This window comes from Arthrobacter sp. TJ-178, from assembly GCF_058269275.1.
The window spans coordinates 799272-818779 of sequence record NZ_JBZCNK010000001.1 but is presented as its reverse complement, the minus strand read 5'-3'; the positions used below and the strand labels follow the sequence as shown (position 1 = coordinate 818779).

General features: G+C 64.4%; 17 protein-coding genes. 12 read left to right on the top strand and 5 right to left on the bottom strand.

All coding sequences use genetic code 11. The features are described from left to right. Positions 1-97: 97 nt before the first annotated feature. The 3 genes from AC4D2Q_RS03840 (at position 98) to AC4D2Q_RS03830 (ending at position 2758) form a co-directional block, all read left to right on the top strand. Positions 98-1474, top strand: a complete 1377-nt coding sequence (locus AC4D2Q_RS03840) for an APC family permease (RefSeq protein ID WP_490945703.1) — start codon at positions 98-100, stop codon at positions 1472-1474. Positions 1475-1519: 45 nt separating this feature from the next. Continuing rightward, positions 1520-2068: an acyl-CoA thioesterase gene (locus AC4D2Q_RS03835; protein ID WP_490945075.1), complete on the top strand. Its 549-nt coding sequence runs from the start codon at positions 1520-1522 to the stop codon at positions 2066-2068. A gap of 69 nt (positions 2069-2137) precedes the next feature. Next, the gene (locus AC4D2Q_RS03830; RefSeq protein ID WP_490945073.1) at positions 2138-2758 is read left to right on the top strand and encodes a dihydrofolate reductase family protein; all 621 of its coding nucleotides are present in this window, start codon (positions 2138-2140) and stop codon (positions 2756-2758) included. Between the two features lie 125 nt (positions 2759-2883). On the opposite strand, the gene AC4D2Q_RS03825 is transcribed toward AC4D2Q_RS03830, so the two are convergent. After that, positions 2884-5763: a beta strand repeat-containing protein gene (locus tag AC4D2Q_RS03825; RefSeq protein ID WP_490945070.1), complete on the bottom strand. Its 2880-nt coding sequence runs from the start codon at positions 5761-5763 to the stop codon at positions 2884-2886. A 330-nt stretch (positions 5764-6093) separates the two neighbouring features. Here AC4D2Q_RS03825 and AC4D2Q_RS03820 point away from each other — a divergent pair, with 330 nt between their 5' ends. From AC4D2Q_RS03820 to AC4D2Q_RS03810, 3 genes are all read left to right on the top strand, one after another. Beyond that, positions 6094-7485, top strand: a complete 1392-nt coding sequence (locus tag AC4D2Q_RS03820; RefSeq protein WP_490926126.1) for an OFA family MFS transporter — start codon at positions 6094-6096, stop codon at positions 7483-7485. Further along, positions 7482-7592 carry an MFS transporter small subunit gene (locus tag AC4D2Q_RS03815; protein WP_490926128.1) on the top strand — a complete coding sequence of 37 codons (111 nt, stop codon included), beginning with the start codon at positions 7482-7484 and terminating at the stop codon, positions 7590-7592. Before AC4D2Q_RS03820 ends, AC4D2Q_RS03815 begins: the two co-directional genes overlap by 4 nt. Positions 7593-7756: 164 nt before the next feature. Next, positions 7757-8791, top strand: coding sequence for an NAD(P)-dependent alcohol dehydrogenase (locus AC4D2Q_RS03810; protein ID WP_490945068.1), 1035 nt, complete (start codon positions 7757-7759; stop codon positions 8789-8791). 10 nt (positions 8792-8801) lie between these two features. Here the strand turns inward: AC4D2Q_RS03810 and AC4D2Q_RS03805 are convergent, their stop codons facing one another. The 4 genes from AC4D2Q_RS03805 to AC4D2Q_RS03790 all read right to left on the bottom strand — a co-directional run bounded on the left by AC4D2Q_RS03805 (position 8802) and on the right by AC4D2Q_RS03790 (position 14157). Beyond that, a complete protein-coding gene (locus AC4D2Q_RS03805) occupies positions 8802-9926 on the bottom strand; it encodes a phosphotransferase family protein (protein WP_490945066.1) in 1125 nt (374 codons plus the stop codon). Next, positions 9926-11212 carry an acyl-CoA dehydrogenase family protein gene (locus AC4D2Q_RS03800; protein WP_490945064.1) on the bottom strand — a complete coding sequence of 429 codons (1287 nt, stop codon included), beginning with the start codon at positions 11210-11212 and terminating at the stop codon, positions 9926-9928. Before AC4D2Q_RS03800 ends, AC4D2Q_RS03805 begins: the two co-directional genes overlap by 1 nt. A gap of 20 nt (positions 11213-11232) precedes the next feature. Continuing rightward, positions 11233-12015, bottom strand: a complete 783-nt coding sequence (locus tag AC4D2Q_RS03795) for an SDR family oxidoreductase (protein WP_490945062.1) — start codon at positions 12013-12015, stop codon at positions 11233-11235. Positions 12016-12183: 168 nt separating this feature from the next. Beyond that, on the bottom strand, positions 12184-14157 hold the full coding sequence (locus tag AC4D2Q_RS03790; RefSeq protein WP_490945060.1) for an acyl-CoA dehydrogenase family protein: 1974 nt from the start codon (positions 14155-14157) through the stop codon (positions 12184-12186). A gap of 231 nt (positions 14158-14388) precedes the next feature. On the opposite strand from AC4D2Q_RS03790, the gene AC4D2Q_RS03785 reads away from it, so the two are divergent. The 6 genes from AC4D2Q_RS03785 to AC4D2Q_RS03760 all read left to right on the top strand — a co-directional run bounded on the left by AC4D2Q_RS03785 (position 14389) and on the right by AC4D2Q_RS03760 (position 19428). Then, on the top strand, positions 14389-14829 hold the full coding sequence (locus AC4D2Q_RS03785; protein WP_490926134.1) for a MarR family winged helix-turn-helix transcriptional regulator: 441 nt from the start codon (positions 14389-14391) through the stop codon (positions 14827-14829). A gap of 105 nt (positions 14830-14934) precedes the next feature. Next, positions 14935-15273, top strand: a complete 339-nt coding sequence (locus AC4D2Q_RS03780) for a bifunctional 3-phenylpropionate/cinnamic acid dioxygenase ferredoxin subunit (RefSeq protein ID WP_490926135.1) — start codon at positions 14935-14937, stop codon at positions 15271-15273. A 130-nt stretch (positions 15274-15403) separates the two neighbouring features. Further along, positions 15404-16453 (top strand): iron-siderophore ABC transporter substrate-binding protein, encoded by a 1050-nt coding sequence (locus AC4D2Q_RS03775; RefSeq protein WP_490926136.1) that lies wholly within the window; start codon positions 15404-15406, stop codon positions 16451-16453. 217 nt (positions 16454-16670) lie between these two features. Continuing rightward, on the top strand, positions 16671-17825 hold the full coding sequence (locus tag AC4D2Q_RS03770; protein WP_490945058.1) for a mechanosensitive ion channel family protein: 1155 nt from the start codon (positions 16671-16673) through the stop codon (positions 17823-17825). A gap of 112 nt (positions 17826-17937) precedes the next feature. After that, positions 17938-18249: a PRC-barrel domain-containing protein gene (locus AC4D2Q_RS03765; protein ID WP_490945056.1), complete on the top strand. Its 312-nt coding sequence runs from the start codon at positions 17938-17940 to the stop codon at positions 18247-18249. Positions 18250-18354: 105 nt separating this feature from the next. Then, on the top strand, positions 18355-19428 hold the full coding sequence (locus AC4D2Q_RS03760; RefSeq protein ID WP_490926139.1) for a YihY/virulence factor BrkB family protein: 1074 nt from the start codon (positions 18355-18357) through the stop codon (positions 19426-19428). Positions 19429-19508: the final 80 nt, after the last annotated feature.

The following is a 19508-nucleotide window of genomic DNA, read 5'->3' as shown; positions in this document are numbered from 1 at the left end:
AACGCGGAAGTCTCAGAAAGTCTCGACAGAAAGTGGCTCCGGCGTGGCAGTTGACCAACTCAAGACCGAACCCTCATTGAAAAAAGTGCTCGGCAGGATGGACGTCCTGGCCCTAGGCTTCGGCGCCATGATTGGATTCGGCTGGGTCGTCCTCACCGGCGGATGGCTGGAATCAGCAGGCACCATGGGGTCTGTTACTGCCATGATCGCGGGCGGGGTCATCATGTCCGTCGTCGGGCTCACTTATGCAGAACTGTGCGCGGCAATGCCGAAGGCTGGCGGGGAGCACAACTACATCATGCGTGCCATGGGCCCCCGCACCTCGTTTATTGGTTCTTGGGCGATCATCGGGGGCTATGTCACGATCGTGGCTTTTGAGGCCGTGGCGCTGCCGCGAACGGCGGAGTACATTTTTCCGAAGCTAAGCCAGATCCCGCTTTGGGAAGTTGCCGGGTTCCAGGTCCACCTGACCTGGGCATTGGTTGGTGCCGTTGCCGCCGTCCTGATCACGTGGATCAACATCCGCGGCGTGAAGGAAGCCGGAATCGTGCAGACCTTCGTGGTGCTTTTCCTGCTTGCCATCGGCGTGGTCATGATCGCCGGATCCTTCACCGGCGGAGCCGTCTCCAATATGGAACCGTGGTTCCACGGCGGAATGAACGGATTCTTTGCAGTCTTGGTGGTGGTCCCGTTCCTGTTCATCGGTTTTGATGTGATTCCCCAGTCAGCGGAAGAGGTGAACATCCCCGCCAAACAAATCGGCAAGCTGGTGGTGGTTTCAGTGGTCCTCGCAACTATTTGGTACGTGATGGTTGTCCTGACCACCTCGTCCGCCATGCCTGCTTCCGCACTTGCCGGGGCAGATATCGCCACCGCTGACGCCGTCGGCTCCATGTTCGGCTCGGATTTCATGGCCAAAATTCTGATTGCCGGCGGCATCGCGGGCATTCTCACGTCTTGGAACTCGCTGTTGATGGGCGCCTCTCGGCTTATGTACTCCCTGGCCCGTTCAGGCATGCTGCCGGCTTGGTTCGGCAAGCTTCATCCGAAGTACCACACGCCGCACAACGCGCTGTTGTTCATCGGTGCGCTGAGTTTCCTGGCGCCCTTCGGCGGCGCGGAGATGCTCGGCTGGCTGGTGGATTCAGGTGCTCCGAGCATCGTCCTGGCGTACACCCTAGTGGCTGTTTCCTTCCTAATCCTGCGCCGGCGCGAACCGGAAATGGACCGGCCTCTCCGAGTTGGGGGCCGGGGGAAGGGCGGCATCGTGATCGGTGTTGCTGCTGCGATCCTGGGGTTGGCCCTGTTCAGCCTCTACATGCCGGGGATGCCCGCAAAGCTGGGGATGGAGCCGTGGCTCTTGTTTGGATTGTGGTGGATTGTTGGCGTGTTCTTCTTCTTGCGTGTTCCGGCCGGCATCAAGGCGGGCCCCGACGCCGAGGAACACCTCCTCGAGAAACTGGGTCGCCCGTAAGAACCAGGCGGGACAACTAAGTTACTGAGCAGTAATATAGCGTCCATGCACCTTCTCCTTCGCACCCTCCTGGTCCTGTTCCGTTCACGCCGGCGTTCGAAACTGGACTTTTTCGACTCTGCAACACTGCCAATGCGGGTGTTGCCCACCGACATCGACATCGCCATGCACGTGAACAACGGCATGTACTTCTCACTGATGGACTTGGGCCGCTTCGACCTCATGATCCGCAGCGGATTCTGGGCCACCATGCGGCGCAAGGGCTGGAATCCGGTGGTGGCCAATGAAACGATCAGCTTCCGCAAATCACTGCAGCTGGGTCAGCGCTACACCATCGAGACCAAGATCATCGGCTTCGATGAGCGCGCCAGCTACATTGAGCAGCGGATGGTGGCCGACGGCGAAATCTACGCGCGTGCCTATGTCGCCGCACGCTTCGTGTCCAAGTCCGGCCCGGTGAGCAACGAGGAGATCTTCAAGGCGGCCGGTGTCCTGCCGCCGTCGGACCTTGATCTGCCTGAATGGGTTCGTCAGTGGCGGGCCGACGGTGCGCTGCCCAGCACCCGCCGGCCTGCGCCCCACCTCTGGAACTGACGCGGCGGGCACCACCAAAACGGGCAGTACGCCTGCCGCCTGCCTTCCGTTCGGCGTAAGTTGTGGCTCATGACTCTCTCCGTCAATGTGTATCTGAGCTTGGACGGCGTGATGCAGGGGCCGGGTGCCGCGGACGAGGACCGTTCCGGCGGCTTCGACCGCGGGGGCTGGCTGGCCCCGCAGCTGGAGGACCGCGAAGTGAGCCGAACCATCGGTGGCTGGATCCGCAGGGCGGATTCGTTTCTGATGGGCCGGAATACCTACGACCAGATGCAGCCGTTCTGGGAGCCGGTGGCCGATCCGGACGATGCGGTGGCCTTCGCCCTCAATCACCTTCCGAAGTATCTGGTCACTTCGACGGCGGTCGACTCGCCCTGGCACAACACGCGGGTAATCTCCGGAGACCCACTGACGGCAATTGCCGCGCTCAAGGAGCACCCAGGTGACATGCAGGTCCATGGCAGCCACCGGCTGGTTCAAGCACTGCACAATGCCGGACTGGTAGACGAGTACCGGCTGCTCCTTTTGCCGCTGGTGGTGGGAACGGGCAAGCGCCTCTTCAGCGACGGATCCGTTCCCTCGGGCCTGCAGCTGCTCTCAGCCGAAACTCTTCCGGCCGGCGCACTGAGCCTCAGGTTTCGGCCCATCCCCTACGGCACCGCTGACATCGGCCCCAGGGAAGAATATTGAGCGGTCTCCCCAGCAGGGAAGGCTCGGTCGAACAGGTTTCAGCTAAACAAAAGGGCGGAGCCGTGTGTTGCGGCCCCGCCCTTTTTCTTTCCTCGAATGCTGGGTCTTTCCAGCGCTCAGTTTTACTAGTGCTGATTCCTGCGCTGGCGGCCGGAGGCCAGCATGACCAGCGGAATCATCAGAAGGAGCAGCGGAATGAGCAGCACCAGGACCTTCGGGGACGTGATGATTTCACCCGGGGTCATGGCCGTGGTGCTGGCCCGCATGGTGTCAGCTCCCTCGGAGATTTCCCCGTTTCCGTCGGCCAGAGTGACACTGCCCTCGGCCAGCTGGGTGTTTCCGTCCGCCAGCGTCTCAGTGCCGGTCTTCAGCTTGCCGGTTCCTTCGGCGAGCGTCTTGGCGCCGTCGTCGAGCTTGACGGTTCCGTCGGCGAGCGAGCCGCTGCCGGAGACCAGCTTGCTGGTGCCCTCGGACAGCGTGGTGGCGCCTTCGGCCAGCTTGTCGTTGCCTTCCGAGAGCGTTACCGCTCCGGTCTGCAGCGTTACCAAACCAGTGGAGAGGGTCTGTGCGCCGGTGGCCAGCTTGCCCGCTCCCGTGACCAGCTCCGGCGTTTTCACTGCCAGCTCGGCTGCTCCGGTATTGAGCTTTCCGGCGCCTTCAGCAATGGCACCGTTTCCAGCGGCCAGGGTTCCTGCACCGTCGCGGAGCGTGATTAGGCCCGCGGAGAGTTCACCGGTTCCGGCGTAAAGGCTTTCTGCACCCGTGGAGAGGGTGCTCGCACCGGTGGCCAGCTGTCCTGCGCCGGTTTCCAAAGCCGCAGTTCCGGCGGCCAGGGAAGTGGCACCGGCATTGAGCTTGCCGGCCCCGTCAGCAATGGAAGCGTTCCCGAGGGCGAGGCTGCCGGCTCCGGTGCGGAGAACGTTGAGACCCGCGGAAAGGCTGGTCGCTCCGGTGGAGAGATCGGTTGCGCCAACGTTCAACTTTCCGGCGCCTGCGGCCAGCTCGCCTGCACCCGCAGAGAGCAGCGGCGTTCCGGCGGCAAGTGTTTCGGCGCCGGTACCGAGCTGTTCGGCACCTGCAGCGAGCTTTCCATTGCCGTCTGCGAGGTCAGCGGATCCCGTTTCCAAGGCGGCGGAACCGGCACTCAGCTGCGTAATACCGGCTTCAAGCGAGCCGGCTCCGTCAACAATCTGCTTCGCTCCGCCCTGCAGCTGCAGGGAACCGGCGGCAAGCGCTGCCGCACCGTCCGCCACACCCTTGGCTCCATTGCGCAGACCGGGTTCCTGAGCCGTTCCCTGGCCGTCGAAACCGGCCTTGATGGTGAGGATGCCGCTGTTGAGCGACTCGGCTCCGGCGGCTACCTGCATTCCGCCGTCCTGTACGGCAGGGACTCCAGCGGACAACGCTGCCGCGCCGGCCCCGGCATCGACAGCGCCGGAGCGAACCTTCTCCAGGCCGTCTTGAAGCTGGGTGGTGTAGGCGTTGCTGAAGTTAGTGGCACCGGCAGCGATGCCGTCCACGCCGGCTTTGGTGCCCTGTGCCTGCGCTGTGACGGCGGCAAGCCGATCAGCCAGCTCGGCGGCAGTCAGCGAGGGCGCCTCCTGCTGCAGCTTCTGCAGCTGATCCACCATGTTTGCTGCAGCGGCAGATGCGGTTCCCGCACCGCCGGCAACGGTATCCGCGTTGGTTGCCAGTGCGGCTGCGCCGCCGTTGACCAGAGGAATTCCGGCTTGGAGCGCCGCTGCCCCGTCGCGCAGCAGCGGTCCGCCGTTGACCAGGGCGTTGATGCCGTTGGACAGGTTGCGAGCACCCGTCGCCAAATCGGCTGAGCCGGCTGCAGCGTTGTTAACGCCGTCACTGAGTGCGGATGCCCCGGTATTTACCCGGTTGGCTCCGGCCAGCAGCGCTTCGGTGCCGGCCACTGCAGAGCCGGTTCCTTCGTACAGGGTCGCGGCGCCTACCTGGAGGTCGCCGGCACCCTTTGCCAGCTTCGAAACGCCGGCGTTCAGCTCAACAGCACCGGCGGAAACCTGATCTGCTCCGGCCTTGGCTGCCTGCGTGCCTGCGCTCAGGTCCCTGGTGCCGGCCGCCAGCTGCTGGGCCCCGGCGTCTGCATCCTTGATGCCGGACTGCAGCTTGGTGCTGCCACCCTCCAGCGTCAACGCGCCATCGGCGAGTGCCCCTGCGCCGGCGGAAACCGTGTCGGCTCCTTCTTTGGCGGTCTCGGCGCCTGCGTTCAACTGCTCCGCACCGTCTTTTGCCGATTTGGCACCCGTATTGAGGTCCCGAGCTCCGCCGGCCACCAGTCCCGCTCCGGCATTGGCTGCCTTGGCGCCGTCGCGGAGCTTGAAGCCGCCGTCGTTCAGCGCTTTGGCGCCTCCCACAATCTGTCCGGCACCGTCGCGAAGTGCCAACCCGCCGTCGTTGAGCTTTACGGCACCGGCGTTCAGTGCACCGGCCCCCTCAGCGGCAGTGAGTGCACCCTTGTTCAGTTCGCCGGAGCCGTCAGCAAGCTGCTGCGCGCCGTTGGAAGCACGTACCGCCCCGTCCTGCAGCTGGATCCCGCCGCTGGCGAGCTGGTCCGCGCCTGCGGTAGCCGTTCCGGCACCGTCCGCTATCTTCAGTGCCCCTTCAGCTGCCGAAACTGCGCCGGTCTGAAGCTTCACCGCGCCCTCGTCCAGGGCAACGGCACCGTCCTTCAGCGAAGTGGCGCCGGTCTTGGCGCTGGCGATGCCCTTGGCCAGGGTGATGGCGCCGTCGTCGACCTTTTTGGTTCCGGCCGCTACCTCTTCCGCACCTTCCTGGGCCTTCGCCGCTCCGTCCCGAAGATCGCCGGCGCCGGTGGAAGCCCGCACTGCACCGTCGCTGAGCTCGGTGGCGCCGGCGGCAACCTTGCTGGAGAACAAGACAAAAAAGGCCAGAAGCAGAATGAGGAACAACGCCAGCAGCGCCGTTAGGAGTTTATGCGGCCGGGAATCGGCCCTTTCGGACGGAGAACTCGTCATTGAAATTCCTTTGTGTCATAAGCCGGTCCGATATCCGGACGGGAAGCAAGAGGGCGGGTGGGCTCTTGCATTCGGTGGTGCCGGATCGGAAGCGCCTCTGCTCTGACGACGAATTCCTCCGACACAAATGTGATGTCCGTTACATCTAACTTACTGTTCGGTAACAATGCAAGGGATTTTGATGAAAAAGTTACCGGCCGGTAGGTTCGCCGTGCCGGCAAATTACTTGGGAAGCGGCTCCGGCGTGTCCGTGTCCCGTGCAGCCGGCAATGGTGAATGCTGGCAGGCACAGCAGTAACTGCGCGTTTCACCATTCCAAGGGAGTTCCGGATGAGCTGGCTTGCCCGTGAAAACACCATTGCCCCGCCGGGTTTTAACCGGTGGCTGATTCCGCCCGCGGCACTGGCTGTTCATTTGTGTATTGGGCAGGTGTACGCCACGAGCGTTTACAAAAACGCATTGGTGGAACACTTCGACGCCAGCCTCACCCAGATCGGCATCATCTTTTCGGTCGCAATTGTGATGCTGGGCTTGTCCGCGGCGGTCATGGGAACCTGGGTGGACCGCAACGGACCGCGCAAGGCAATGTTCGTGTCCGCGGTTTTCTGGTCCGGCGGTTTTTTGGTGGGAGCGCTCGGAATTTTCACGCATCAGCTGTGGCTGCTTTACCTCGGCTACGGTGTCATTGGCGGCATCGGCCTCGGCATCGGCTACATCTCGCCGGTATCCACGCTGATTAAGTGGTTCCCGGACCGCCCGGGCCTCGCCACGGGCATGGCGATCATGGGATTCGGGGGAGGTGCCCTGATTGCCAGCCCGCTGTCTTCCGCGCTGCTGACCTTTTACGACCCGAACTTCGGAACGCCCGGAGCCAACGCCGGCGACGCCGTCGGCAAACTCTTCCTCACCTTCGCCGTGATCTACCTCATCTATATGCTCTACGGGGCATTAACCATCCGGGTGCCCGCGGAGGGATGGCGTCCAGAGGGATTCGACCCGCGGACGGTGGCCTCGAAGTCGCTGGTCACCACAGCCCATGTGTCCGCGGCCAACGCGATCAAGACCCGGCAGTTCTGGCTGGTGTGGATTGTCCTGTTCTGCAACGTCACAGCCGGCATCGGCATCCTGGAACAGGCCGCGCCCATGATCCAGGACTTCTTCCGCCAGCCCGACGGCGTCTCCCTGGTGAGCGCGGCCGTTGCGGGCGGATTCGTGGGGCTGCTTTCGATCGGCAATATGGGAGGGCGCTTTGTCTGGTCAGCCACGTCGGACCTCATCGGGCGCAAGCGCATCTACATGGTGTACCTCGGCGTGGGAGCCGCGCTCTACCTGGTGCTTTCGCTGTTCGGTGACTCGTCCACCATTCTGTACGTCCTGCTGGCCTTCGTGATCATCTCCTTCTACGGCGGCGGTTTTGCTACCGTGCCGGCCTACCTGCGGGACCTGTTTGGAACCTTCCAGGTTGGTGCCATCCACGGCCGGCTGCTGACGGCTTGGTCCGCGGCGGGGATTGCCGGCCCGTTGATCGTGAACTCGTTCCTGGACGCCCGCGGAAAGCCGGGAGAGCTGGATGCCGGTGCCTACCAGCCGGCACTGCTGACGATGGTTGGACTGCTGGTCATCGGATTCATTGCCAACCTGATGGTTCGTCCGGTGGACGCCAAACATCATGAACCGGCGCGCAACCCCGGGACCGCTGAGCTGAAAGAGGACCGCAAATGAGCAAGACAGGTATCCGCATCGCGGTGAGTTGGCTGCTGGTGGGCGTCCCGCTGGCTTACGGCGTCTTCCAGACGCTTTCCCGCGCCGCCGCTCTCTTCGGCGGCTGACAACAGGCCCGCTGCCGGCAGACCCGGGTTGCCTGCTCCCAGCCATCCAAGCGGGGCAGGGGGCTGCCCGCGGCCGGGCAGAAATGTCACTATTAGGTCCCGACCATCCAGCCGCGCTGCAGCCTGCCCAGCATTGGTTCCGCCGCGGAGACTAGGAGCTAGACATGAAGGCCCTGCAATACCGCACCATCGGTTCCCCGCCCGAAGTAGTCGAGATTGAAACACCGGAGCCCGGCCCGGGTCAGGTCCGCATTAAGGTGACTGCGGCCGGCGTCTGCCACTCGGACGATTTCATCATGAGCCTGCCGGATGACCAGTACGTGTACGGCCGCCCGCAAACACTGGGACACGAGGGTGCTGGTTTGGTGGACAAGCTGGGCGAGGGTGTTGAGCACCTGGAGCTGGGAACCTCCGTTGCCGTCTACGGGCCCTGGGGCTGCGGACGCTGCTATGAGTGTTCCAAGGGCAGCGAAAACTACTGCACCAATGCGGCCAAATTCGGCATCACGCCGCCGGGACTTGGATCGCCCGGCGCCATGGCGGAATACATGATCGTGGATGACCCCCGCCATCTCGTGCCGCTGGGAGATCTGGATCCCGTGCAGAACGTGTCCCTGACGGATGCGGGGCTGACGCCGTATCACGCGATCAAGGGATCGCTCTCCAAACTGCATGCCGGTGCCACGTGCGTGGTGATCGGAGTCGGCGGCTTGGGGCATGTGGCGGTGCAGCTGCTGAGGGCGATGACTCCGGCCACAGTGGTGGCGCTGGACATCAGCGAAGACAAGCTGAATCTCGCCACCGAGGTGGGAGCCCAGTACACGTTCCCGTCGGAGCAGGGGACAGTGGCGCTGGTGCGGGACCTCACCCACGGGGAAGGCGCGAATGTGGTGTTCGACTTTGTTGCCAATCAGGCCACCATGGATTTGGGCCAGGCCATGATGCGTCCGCAGGGGGATCAGGTCCTGGTGGGCGTTGGCGCCGGAGCGCTGCCGGTGGGCCTGATGGCCGGAGCCTGGGAAGCCTCCATTCGTTCACCGTACTGGGGGAGCCGTCCGGAGCTGATTGAAGTCCTGGACCTGGCGCGGTCCAGCGGCATCAACGTGCACACGGAGGTTTACTCCCTCGACGAGGCGCCCAAGGCCTACGAAAGGCTGAAGAACAACCAAATCCTGGGCCGCGCCGTCGTTGTTCCCTGAGGGGCGGCGGTCACTGGCCGGTCTGCGCCCGTGACAGTCCGGCGAAGCCCCGGGCCTGGGCGAGCAGCTGCGGAACGCCTGCCTCCAACGACGGCGCAAACAGGGTGTCGCCGGGCCGCTCTCCCTTGAGCCACCTGGTGTAGATGGCTTCGCAGAAAATGGAAGCCTTCCACAGGGCCAGGGTCTGATACCAGGGCAGTGCGTCCAGGGAGAGGTTCGTCTGCTCCCGGTAACGGGCAATGAGGTCCGCCCGCCGCAGGTAACCCGGATTTCGGGTTACGGGAGTCAGCTCCAGCGGACTGGGCGGGCTGCCGGGTTCCGAATAGGTGGCGGTGAGGTAGCCGAGGTCCGCCAAAGGGTCGCCGATGGCCGCCATCTCCCAGTCGAGGACGGCGGCGACCCGCGCCGGCGCGGACGCCTGAAACATCAGGTTCCCGGGACGGTAGTCGCCGTGCAGCACCGATGCCTGCTGGCTGGCGGGCAGGTTGTCGGCCAGCCAGCTGCCCAGCACGGCGACATCGGGCAGCGACCGGGTGGTGTTGATCTCCCAGAGGGCGGAAAATCGCTCCACCTGCCGGCGCAGATATCCGTCGGCCCGCCCGAAGGACGCCAGATCGCCGGTGGTGACGTCCACCTGGTGCAGCTGCACCAGGGTGTCGACGACGGCGTTGCTGGTGGCCAGCCGCTGTTCGGGCGAGTTCAGTGCGGCGGGAGTGCTGTCGGTGATGACCAGTCCTTCCAGGAACGTCATCACGTAGAAGGGCACGCCCAGGACAGATTCGTCAGCGCAGACAGCGAGGATGGCGGGTACCGGAATGCCGCGGTCCTGCAGGAGCTGCTGGATGCGTGCTTCGCGGATCATGTCATGGGTTGAGCGGGGCAGGGGCGGCCGCGGACCCCGGCGGAGCACGAAAACCTCGCCTCCGCGCTCCAGGCGGTACGTGACGTTGGACTGTCCGTCGCCGATCTGTGCCCAGGACAAGGGCCCGGAACCGAGATTGTGCTCGTCCAGGAAGGCCGTGACGGCGTCCACGATCAGCAGCGGAGGTGAGGCCAGTGCTGCGGCATCGGCCGCGGTGGCGACTACTTCCCGGCCGTCGGGGACGGTTTGCAGGGAAACTGCTGTGACTGACATCAGGCCCCCGCGCCGGTGAAGGACTGATCGGCGCCGACGGACGCCAGGAACTGCGCGCCTGCTTCGACTTCGCGCCGTCGGGCTGTGGAAGCGCGGCGCGCGATGGCCCACTTGTGCGTCTCATTGGAGCCGTCATAAATGCGGAAGGCCCGCACCTCGTTCAGGTAGGACGCCAGCGGCAAACTGTTGGTGACGCCGTCGCCCCCGCACAGCTGCAACGAGCGGTCGATCACCCGGTACACCGCTTCGGAAGTATGGGCCTTGGCCACCGAGGAGAGGGCGGATCCGGCCTTGGCATCGGTTTCCAGCAGTGCGGCGGTTTTAGTGATGATTGCGTCGGACGTTTCCAGGTCCATCACGTTCAGGGCCAGCATGTCCTGGGCGATGCCCAGCTCGTGCATGGCGGAACCGAAGATCTCCCGCGTGTTGGTCCGGTCCAGGGCAATGTCCATTGCCCGCCGCGCCAGCCCCAGCCACCGCATGCAGTGGGTCAGCCGGGCCGGGCCCAAACGCACCTGGGCGTAACGGAAGCCCTGCCCGGGGGAGCCCAAAACGGCAGTGTCCGGGACAAAGACATCCTCAAAATGTACGTGCGGATGACCGCCGCCAATGGCCCGGTCCATGGTGGAGACCTGCTCGCCGATCCGCACACCCGGGGTGTCCATGTCCACCAGCAGCATGGTGGCTCCGGCCGGAGCGGCCGCCGGGGAGGATGAGTCCGCTCCGGCGGCGCCGTCGACGGCGGCAGTGCGCACCATGGCGATGCAGAATGCCGCATTGTTGGCTCCGCTGGTGAAGCGCTTGTGGCCGTTGATGACCCAGCCGCCGTCCACCTTTGCTGCAGAACTCATCAGCGCGGCGGGATCCGATCCTGCACCGGGATGGGGTTCGGTCATGCCGAAGCAGGAGCGGGCGGCGCCGGAAACCAGGGGCCGGAGGTACTGCTCCTTCTGTTCCGGCGTGCCGATCAGCTCCAGCATGTGCATGTTGCCTTCATCCGGTGCCTGGCAGTTGAGCACCGTGGGGCCAATCAACGAGTAACCGGCTTCCTGGAAGATGGGGGACCACGAGGCCAGCGGGACTCCCTGCCCGCCGTACTCCCGGGCAACGTGCGGGGCAAATACTCCGGCGTCTTTGGCTGCCGCCTGCAGCCGGGTCCGTTCGGATTCCTCCAGGCGCTCGCCGGGGGCAGGCTCGGCCGGTATCACTACGGAACGAATGAAGTCGCGGGTGCGCAGGCGCAGGTCTTCGATCTCGGGGGACAGCAGAGGGGAAAGCGGAGTCATGGGGTGCTTCCTTTGCGTACTTAGGCGTTGCCGCCGGCAGCCAGCAGGCCGCCGTCGAGGTTGAGGATCTGTCCGGTGATCCAGGCTGCGTCATCGGAAGCCAGGAAGGCGGCCGCAGCGGCCACGTCGTCGGGGGTTCCCAGGCGGCCCAGCGGATAGGCAGCGGCAACTTGCTCTTCGCGTCCCTCGTAGAGCGCCCGGGCAAACTGAGTCTTGACCACCGCGGGCGCCAGGGCGTTGACCCGGACAGCCGGACCGAGCTCCACTGCCAGGGAGCGGGTGAGCTGCTCAATGGCCGCCTTGCTGATCCCGTAAAAGCTGATGCCGGGGGACGGCGTCTGAGCACTGACGGAGGACAGGTTGATGACGGATCCGCCCCGCCCGGCAAAATCCAGTTTCTCGTGGTGGTAGGCGGCCTGCACCCAGCCGAGGGTGCCGTAGAGATTGACCTCCATGATTTTGCGCGCAGCATCCGGATCCAGGTCCATCAGCGGGCCGTAGACCGGATTGATGCCGGCATTGTTGACCAGGATGTCCAGCCGGCCGAAATTTGCCGCGACGGTGTCCAGAACCTCGGCGCGGTGTTCGGCGTCGTCGGATTTGCCGGCAAGAGCCAGGACAGAGTCTTCCGGAAACAGGGCCGCTGCCTCCGCGAGCGGTCCGGGCTTGCGTGCAGTAATGCAAACTCGGGCACCTTCCGCAACGAACCGCTGGGCAACTGCCAGGCCTATGCCCCTGCTGGCGCCCGTGACAATGGCCGTTTTTCCTTCCAGCCGGCGGGCGGGGACGGTGTTCTCTGGCATGGAGCTCCTTGGGATGCTGCGGGGCGCGATACCGACCAACCGACCGGTATGGCGCGCGGATACGGCCAGTCTTTAGCAGCAGCCATCGCGTGTCAAGGGTTCCAGCGCCGGCAGTCAGCGCCGGCCGCGCGCGGTCTGGGGAAGTGCCGTGTTTAGGAGGCGCAGCCTTTACCGGTACCGGCGGTGGAGGTTCTCACCGGCCTCCGGTCCGTTGGCCCACTCGGAGATCCACGGCCCGGTGCCCTCGGACTGGTCCAGCACTCCGTCTTCCAGCCAGGTGTAGCGTCCCGCCAGCACTCCTTTGGCGAGCTGCCGGTCTTCGGCATCCGAATTGCGCCACAGGTCATCAAAGAGCGTGTCCGTCCGGACCCGTGACTGGGCGCAGAAGGCGGCGGCCAGCTCATAGGCTTCTGCGCCGGCGGCGGGGTCCTTCAGCCGCATGGTTTCCGCCCGCATGCAGACCGCAGACACGGCAAAGAGTTCAGCGCCAATGTCCACAATCCGGCCCAGGAACACCTGGTGGTGCTCCAGCCCCGCCTGCCAGCGGGCCATCCCGTAAAACGTGGAACGGGCAAGGCGCCGGGACGCGCGGTCAGCGTAGCGCAGGTACACGGCCAGGGGGCCAAATTCGGCGTAGGCCGTTGGCACGGAACCCCGGCCGGCTGCGAGGGTGGGGAGCCAGCGGCCGTAGAATCCGCTGGCCTTCATGGCTGCCCGGGCCTTGTTGCCCAGCGGTGCGTCGGCTACGGCCAGATCGCCCGCGGCCTTCAAGTGGGCATCCACCGCCTCCCGGGCAATCAAAAGGTGCATGATTTCCGTGCTGCCCTCAAAAACCCGGTTGATCCGCAGGTCCCTCAGCTGCTGCTCGGCGGCCACCGCACGCTCGCCGCGCGCGGCCAGGGAAGCAGCCGTTTCAAATCCCCGCCCGCCGCGGACCTGCACCAGCTCGTCAGCGATCCGGTAAGCCATCTCCGAAGCCCACAGTTTGGCCAGCGCTGCCTCAATCCGGATGTCCTTGGTCCCGGCGTCGGCCATGGAAGCCGACAACTCAAAGACGCTCTCCAAGGCAAAGGCGGTTCCGGCGATGAAGGCAACTTTCTTCGCCACTGCCTCGTGCCGGCCGATCGGCTGGCCCCACTGCTCACGTGTGCCGGTCCAGCCCCGGGCGATTTTCAGTGACCACTTCCCCGCTCCGGCGCACAGTGCGGGAATGGACAGGCGGCCGGTGTTCAGTGTGGTGAGGGCGATCTTCAGGCCCTGGCCTTCCCTGCCGAGCCGGTTGGCAGCCGGCACCCGCACGCCGCGCAGCCGGGTCACACCGTTTTCAATGCCCCGCAGGCCCATGAAGTTGTTCCGGTTTTCCACGGTGATCCCCGGGGTGTCCATTTCCACTACGAAGGCGCTGATGCCGCCTTTTTCCGTGCCGTGCGGCGGTACGGCTGCCATGACCACCACCAGTTCCGCAATGACCCCGTTGGTGGTCCACAGCTTCACCCCGTTCAGGACGTATTCACTGCCGTCTTCGGAGGGCACCGCGGTGGCACGCATCCGTGCGGGGTCGGAGCCGACGTCGGGCTCTGTCAGCAGGAAGGCGGAGATGGCTCCGGACGCGCAGCGGGGCAGATACTCTTCCTTCTGCGCCTCGGTGCCGAACACCTTGACCGGTTCCGGTACACCGATGGACAGGTGGGCGGACACCAGTGCACCCAGGCTGGGATGCACGGATCCGAGCAGCATTAGGGCGCGTCCGTAGGCAAGGAGGGACAACCCGAGCCCGGAATACCGGCGGGGAATCTTCATGCCAAAAACCCCCAAATCCGTCAGGCCCCGCAGGTAGTCGTCCGGGATGACGCCGGTGGTTTCGATCACCTGTCCGTCCAGCGTCTTGCAGAAAGCGGCCAGCCGGTCGAGGAAGTCGCGTTCCCGGATCGCTTCTTCCGGATCGGGAAGCTGGGGGCGGATGAGGTCCAGGTTGTAGCTGCCCATGTAAATGCCCTTGGCGAAACTGGGGCGCCGGTCCTCGGCGATCCGGGATTCCTCCGCCAGCGCCCTGGCATCCCGGGCGGTGACCACCCGTTCCCTGACCGTTTTGGCGCCGTCGGTCGAGGTGCTGCGGGCATCCTGCAGGTCCTTTGTGCTCATGGCACTTCCCCTTCGCTCGGGCTGCTCCAGGCAGCCCCCGTTGGCCGTGCGGCTCAGCATACGCGCGGTCACCACGGGCAGAAAGGGTGTTCGGGAGTATGTCCGCCCATTCGGTCCGGACGTAAGAATCTTGACAAGACCCCCCTGCTTAGCGTTGGAATGGTAAGCACACTGATTATTTACATGCCAACTGGAGACACGTACACGGAACACGTACAGGGAAGCAGGCAAATGCAGAACGAGGGGGATTGGGAAGCCGTCCGGCTGCTGTCCACGGCAGCGCGATTGGTGCGGCGGGAAGTGGATAACCGGTTGAGGGATGTGGGCCTGACGCAGGAGCGGGTCACTGTCCTGAGGGTCCTGAAGACGGACGGACCGATGAAGCGCGCCGAACTGGCCCGGCGGCTGCGGGTGACCGCCCAAACACTTGGAACGTCGCTGGTGACCATGGCCCGCCAGGGACTGGTGCGTGAATTGCCCCCTGCCGCTGCAGGGGCCCCGCGCAGGGTTGTGGCCATTTCCGACCTTGGCCGCCAACTGCTGGTGCGGGCCGATGACATTGAAGCGGCAGGATTCAGCGCTGATATCCGCCCTGAGCTTCGCAGCGAACTTATTGCCCTGATCCGGGAGCTGGAAGTTCACCGCGGCGCCGGGGCCTCCGCCCCGTTGTAGGCCTCAGCCCCGCTGCGGGCTTGTGCGCGGTGCCGGCCGCGCCGGGTAACGTGATTGATGCAGAGGGAAACATCGTTACGGCCCCAGGCCGGAAGAGGGTTGAAAATGACTGTTGGCATTCGGGTTGCCGCCGCCGATGAGATCGAAGAAGGTACGGCGGTCAAGGTCGACGCCGAGGCTGCCGGAACAGCCGACGATATTGCGGTGTTCCACAGCGATAACGGAAACTTTTACGCGCTCAACGACACGTGCACCCACGAGGAGGCGTCGCTGTCCGAGGGGTGGATCGAGGACACCGAAGTGGAGTGCCCCATTCATTCCGCGCGCTTCTGCCTGCGCACCGGTGAGGCACTCTGCCTGCCCGCCCTGGTGAACGCAAAGGCCCACCGCGTGGAAGTGCGCGACGGCGAGGTCTACCTGTATCCCGGAGAAGCCCCGGCATAACAGCCGGGCGGACTTCCGATTACGCAAGATAGACGTTGCGTAATTACCATGAGGATAGGTTAGCCTTACTTTGTCCGGATTTTCCGGGCAACGTCTCGTAAAAATCCACACCCTTAGTCAAGGAGCCCCCATGGCCCTGTCCCGGATGCGCCGCGCTGCGGCCGTTGCCGCCGTCGCCGTCTTGTCCCTCTCCGCCTGCTCAACCGGCTCTACCGGCGGATCGAGCGACAGCGGAAGTTCCGCAGAAGCGGCAGCCGATTCGTTTCCGGTCACCATTGAGCACGCCTTTGGTGAAACCACCATTGAATCTGCTCCCGAGCGCGTAGCCACCGTAGCCTGGGCCAATGCGGAAACTGCCCTGGCTCTGGACGTTGTTCCGGTGGGCATGCCCACCATCGTGTACGGCGGCAACGAGCAGGGGACCACCCCATGGATCGATGAAGCACTGGAAGAGCTGGATGCGCCGATCGGATCGGAAAACGCTCCGGTCCAGTACTCCGAAGCAGACGGCATTGCCTTTGACGATGTGGCAGCCACCAACCCTGATGTCATTCTTGCTGCGTACTCCGGGCTGACGCAGGAAGATTACGACAAGCTTTCCAAGATTGCCCCCGTGGTCGCTTACCCCGATGCTCCCTGGGGCACTTCCTGGCAGGACACCGCCACGATGATCGGTACGGCGCTCGGCGTCAGCGACAAGGCGGAGAAGCTGGTGGCTGACACTGAGCAGTCCATCAAGGATGCCGGTGCGCAGTACCCGGAACTTGCCGGCAAGTCCTTCATCTACGGCAACCTCGCCAAGGGAGCCTCCTCGGTTTACACCTCTCTGGACAACCGTCCCAAGTTCCTGACCGAGCTGGGCATGGTGCAGGCCCCCGTGGTGGATGAGAATGCGCCCGCCGATGCCTTCTACTTCCCGTGGGCTGATGAAGATGCCAACCAGCTGGATTCGGACATCTTCGTGACGTGGGTTGCCGATGACGAGGCCGCTGCTGCCATCGTCAATGATCCGCTGCTGGGCCAGATCCCCGCCGTGAAGAACGGCGCCCTGGTTGCAGACTCCGACGCCGAGCGCGTCTTCTCGGTCTCCGCAATCAACATCCTCAGCGTGCCGTACGCCCTGGACAACGTAGTGCCGATGGTCGCCAAGGCGGCCGCTGCGGCCGACGCCGCCAAATAGGTCCGCCGTTCGCCCCCTTGAGCGGGCGAGGCTGACGCAGGAGGGCATCCCTGAATTCAGGGGTGCCCTCCGGCGTTGCCGGGGTGATTCGGATCTCACGGAAATCAGCCGCTGCCGATTGGACAGGACCCCCGGGGAAGCTGTCACGATCGAACGTATGCAAGATCTTCTTTCCGCTGTGTCCGGGTTCAAGCCCCTCTTAGGTGTTCTCATAGCCGTGGCAGTGGCCCTGCTGCTGGCCCGGATCGTGAGGGAATCCACCGCAAGGATTTTCCGGCGCGTTCCGAGGATCCGCGAGGTAACCGCACTGGGGCGCAACCCGCTGCGGCTGACGCTGTCCCTGATAGGCATCCGGATTGCCGTGGGCGTCACGATGCGCGGCTCCGAGTGGTTCCCGTCGATCAATTACGGGCTGACCCTGGCGCTTATTGCATCCCTTGCCTGGCTGGCCGTGGTGATCCTGCTCATCGTTGAGGCGATGCTCCTCACCAAGTACAAGACGGACACCAAAGACAACCGCCGGATGCGCCGGCTGAAGACGCAGGTGATGCTGGGGCGCCGCGTGGGCGTGGCCATCATTGTCATCATTGCGGTGGCCTGCGTCCTGCTCACTATCCCGGAGGTGCAGGCGCTGGGAGCCGGTATTCTCGCCTCCGCAGGTTTGATCTCCATTGTTGCGGGCCTTGCCGTTCAGAGCACCCTGACCAACGTCTTTGCCGGCATGCAGCTGGCCTTCACCGACGCCATCCGCGTTGACGATGTGGTGGTGGTTGAAACGCAGTGGGGCACGATCGAGGAAATCACCATGACCTACGTGGTGGTGCATCTGTGGGATGACCGGCGGTTGATCCTCCCCTCCGCCTACTTCACCACCACGCCCTTTGAGAATTGGACGCGGAAGCAGTCCGCCATCCTTGGCACGGTGGAACTGGATTTGGACTGGCGGGCGCCGGTGGGTGATTTGCGCGCCCATCTGACGGAAACCCTCTCAGGCACTGATCTGTGGGACGGCCGTACCTCTGTGCTGCAGGTAACCGACGCGGTGAACGGGATGGTGCGCGTGCGTGTCCTGGTCAGCGCGGCGGACAGCGGCACCCTGTTTGACCTGCGCTGCCTGGTGCGCGAAGCGATGGTTACCTATCTGCAGGAATGGCATCCCGGAGCGCTGCCTCGCCAGCGGTGGGAAGAGGTCCGTCCGGCTGCCCCGGAGGTGCACCGCGGTCCGCGTTCCACCGGTGGCGGAGATCCGCTGGACACGAGCACGTCCCAGTTCTTCACCGGCTCCCTTGAAGCAGTGGACCGGCGCCACTCCTTCACCGGGCCGGGGCAGCAGGTCTTTGACGAGCGTGAGGAATCCTCCTCCGAGGAGTAGCGCCGGTTTCGAAGGCGGCCGTTCAGCTTCCCGCCGTTGACAACCCGGGCGCCGTCTGGCTGGCTTGGGGCAGGCGACCCGCGGCCGGCGGGCACTGAAGAGGGGTGCAGCAATGGCTGATGAATTTGTGGTCCACGAACTTCAGGGTTCCACCGTGTGGGCCAAGGACGGTGAACGGCTGGGACTTGTGGGCGAGGTGCACCTGGATCGCGCAACCGGTGCCCCCGAGTGGATTACGGTGGCGCTCGGGCTCTTTGAAACGCGCCAGCACTTTGTTCCGTTGGCCGGCGCACGGCGCGACGGCGAAGACATCTACGTGAATTACACCCTGCAGGCCGTGGATGACTCACCGCAGGTGGACCCCGACAGCGCCCTCAGCGCGGAGGAAGAGACGCTGCTGACTGACTACTACAAAAAGTTTTGACTCCGGCGGCCGCAGGAACCGGATCCATACAAGTAGGTCCTTTGGGAGTAAGCACACTTACCAATAGGATGAAAGCCAGTATTCCAATGGATCCAGGAGGCCGTGATGGCACAGCAGGACAATCGGGAAGGGGCCCAAACGGCTCCCAGCCCGGACGACGCGAGCAAACCGGACAGCCCGGCAGAGGTCACCAAGCCCAGCTGGAAGTACATTGCACGGAAGACGCTCCGCGAGTTCAGCAAGGACCAGTGCACCGACCTCGCTGCGGCACTGACGTACTACACGGTCCTGGCACTCTTCCCGGCGCTGCTGGCACTGGTGTCGATTCTTGGACTGGTGGGGCAGGCTGAGAGCACCACCAACGCCATGCTGGACCTCCTCAAGGAATTCGCCCCCGGCAGCGCCGTGGACGTCCTGGAGGGCCCCATCAAACAGCTGACGTCCTCGAGCAGCGCCGGACTCGCGCTGATCGTCGGTATTGTCGGCGCCCTCTGGTCCGCCTCCGGCTACGTCAAAGCCTTTGGCCGGTCCATGAACCGCATCTATGAAGTGGAGGAGGGACGGCCGGCCTGGAAGCTGCTGCCGACCCAGCTCCTGGTGACCCTGATCCTCATCCTGCTGGTTGCCGCACTGCTGATGATGCTGGTGCTCAGCGGCCCGGTTGCCGAAACGCTGGGCAACTTTATTGGGCTCGGCTCCGAGGCTGTCATGGTCTGGAACATCGCCAAATGGCCAGTGATGCTGGTCTTCGCCGTTTTGCTCGTGGCCATTCTGTACTACGCCACTCCCAACGTGAAGCAGCCCAAATTCCGCTGGATGAGCATGGGTGCATTCATCGCACTGATCGTGCTGGGGATCGTCACGCTGGGCTTTAGCTTCTACGTGGCAAACTTCGGCAACTACAACGCCACGTACGGCGCCATTGGTGGCGTGATCGTGCTTCTGCTGTGGCTCTGGCTGGCTAACGTGTCGCTGCTGTTCGGTGCCGAGTTTGACGCCGAGGTGGAGCGCGGACGCGAACTGCAGGCCGGAATCCAGGCCGAGGAGTCCGTCCAGCTTCCCCCGCGTGACACGCGCCAGATCGACAAGCGCCAGGAACAGATGGAAAAGGACATTGAGCAGGGCCGCGAGCTGCGCCAGCAGCACGCGGGCAAGGATTACGACGACGACCTGCGCTAGCTGACAACGCAGCCATCCTGCGTTAGCTGACTCCGCAAGAGGCCGGCCCCGAGCTTGAACGCTCGGGGCCGGCCTCTTGT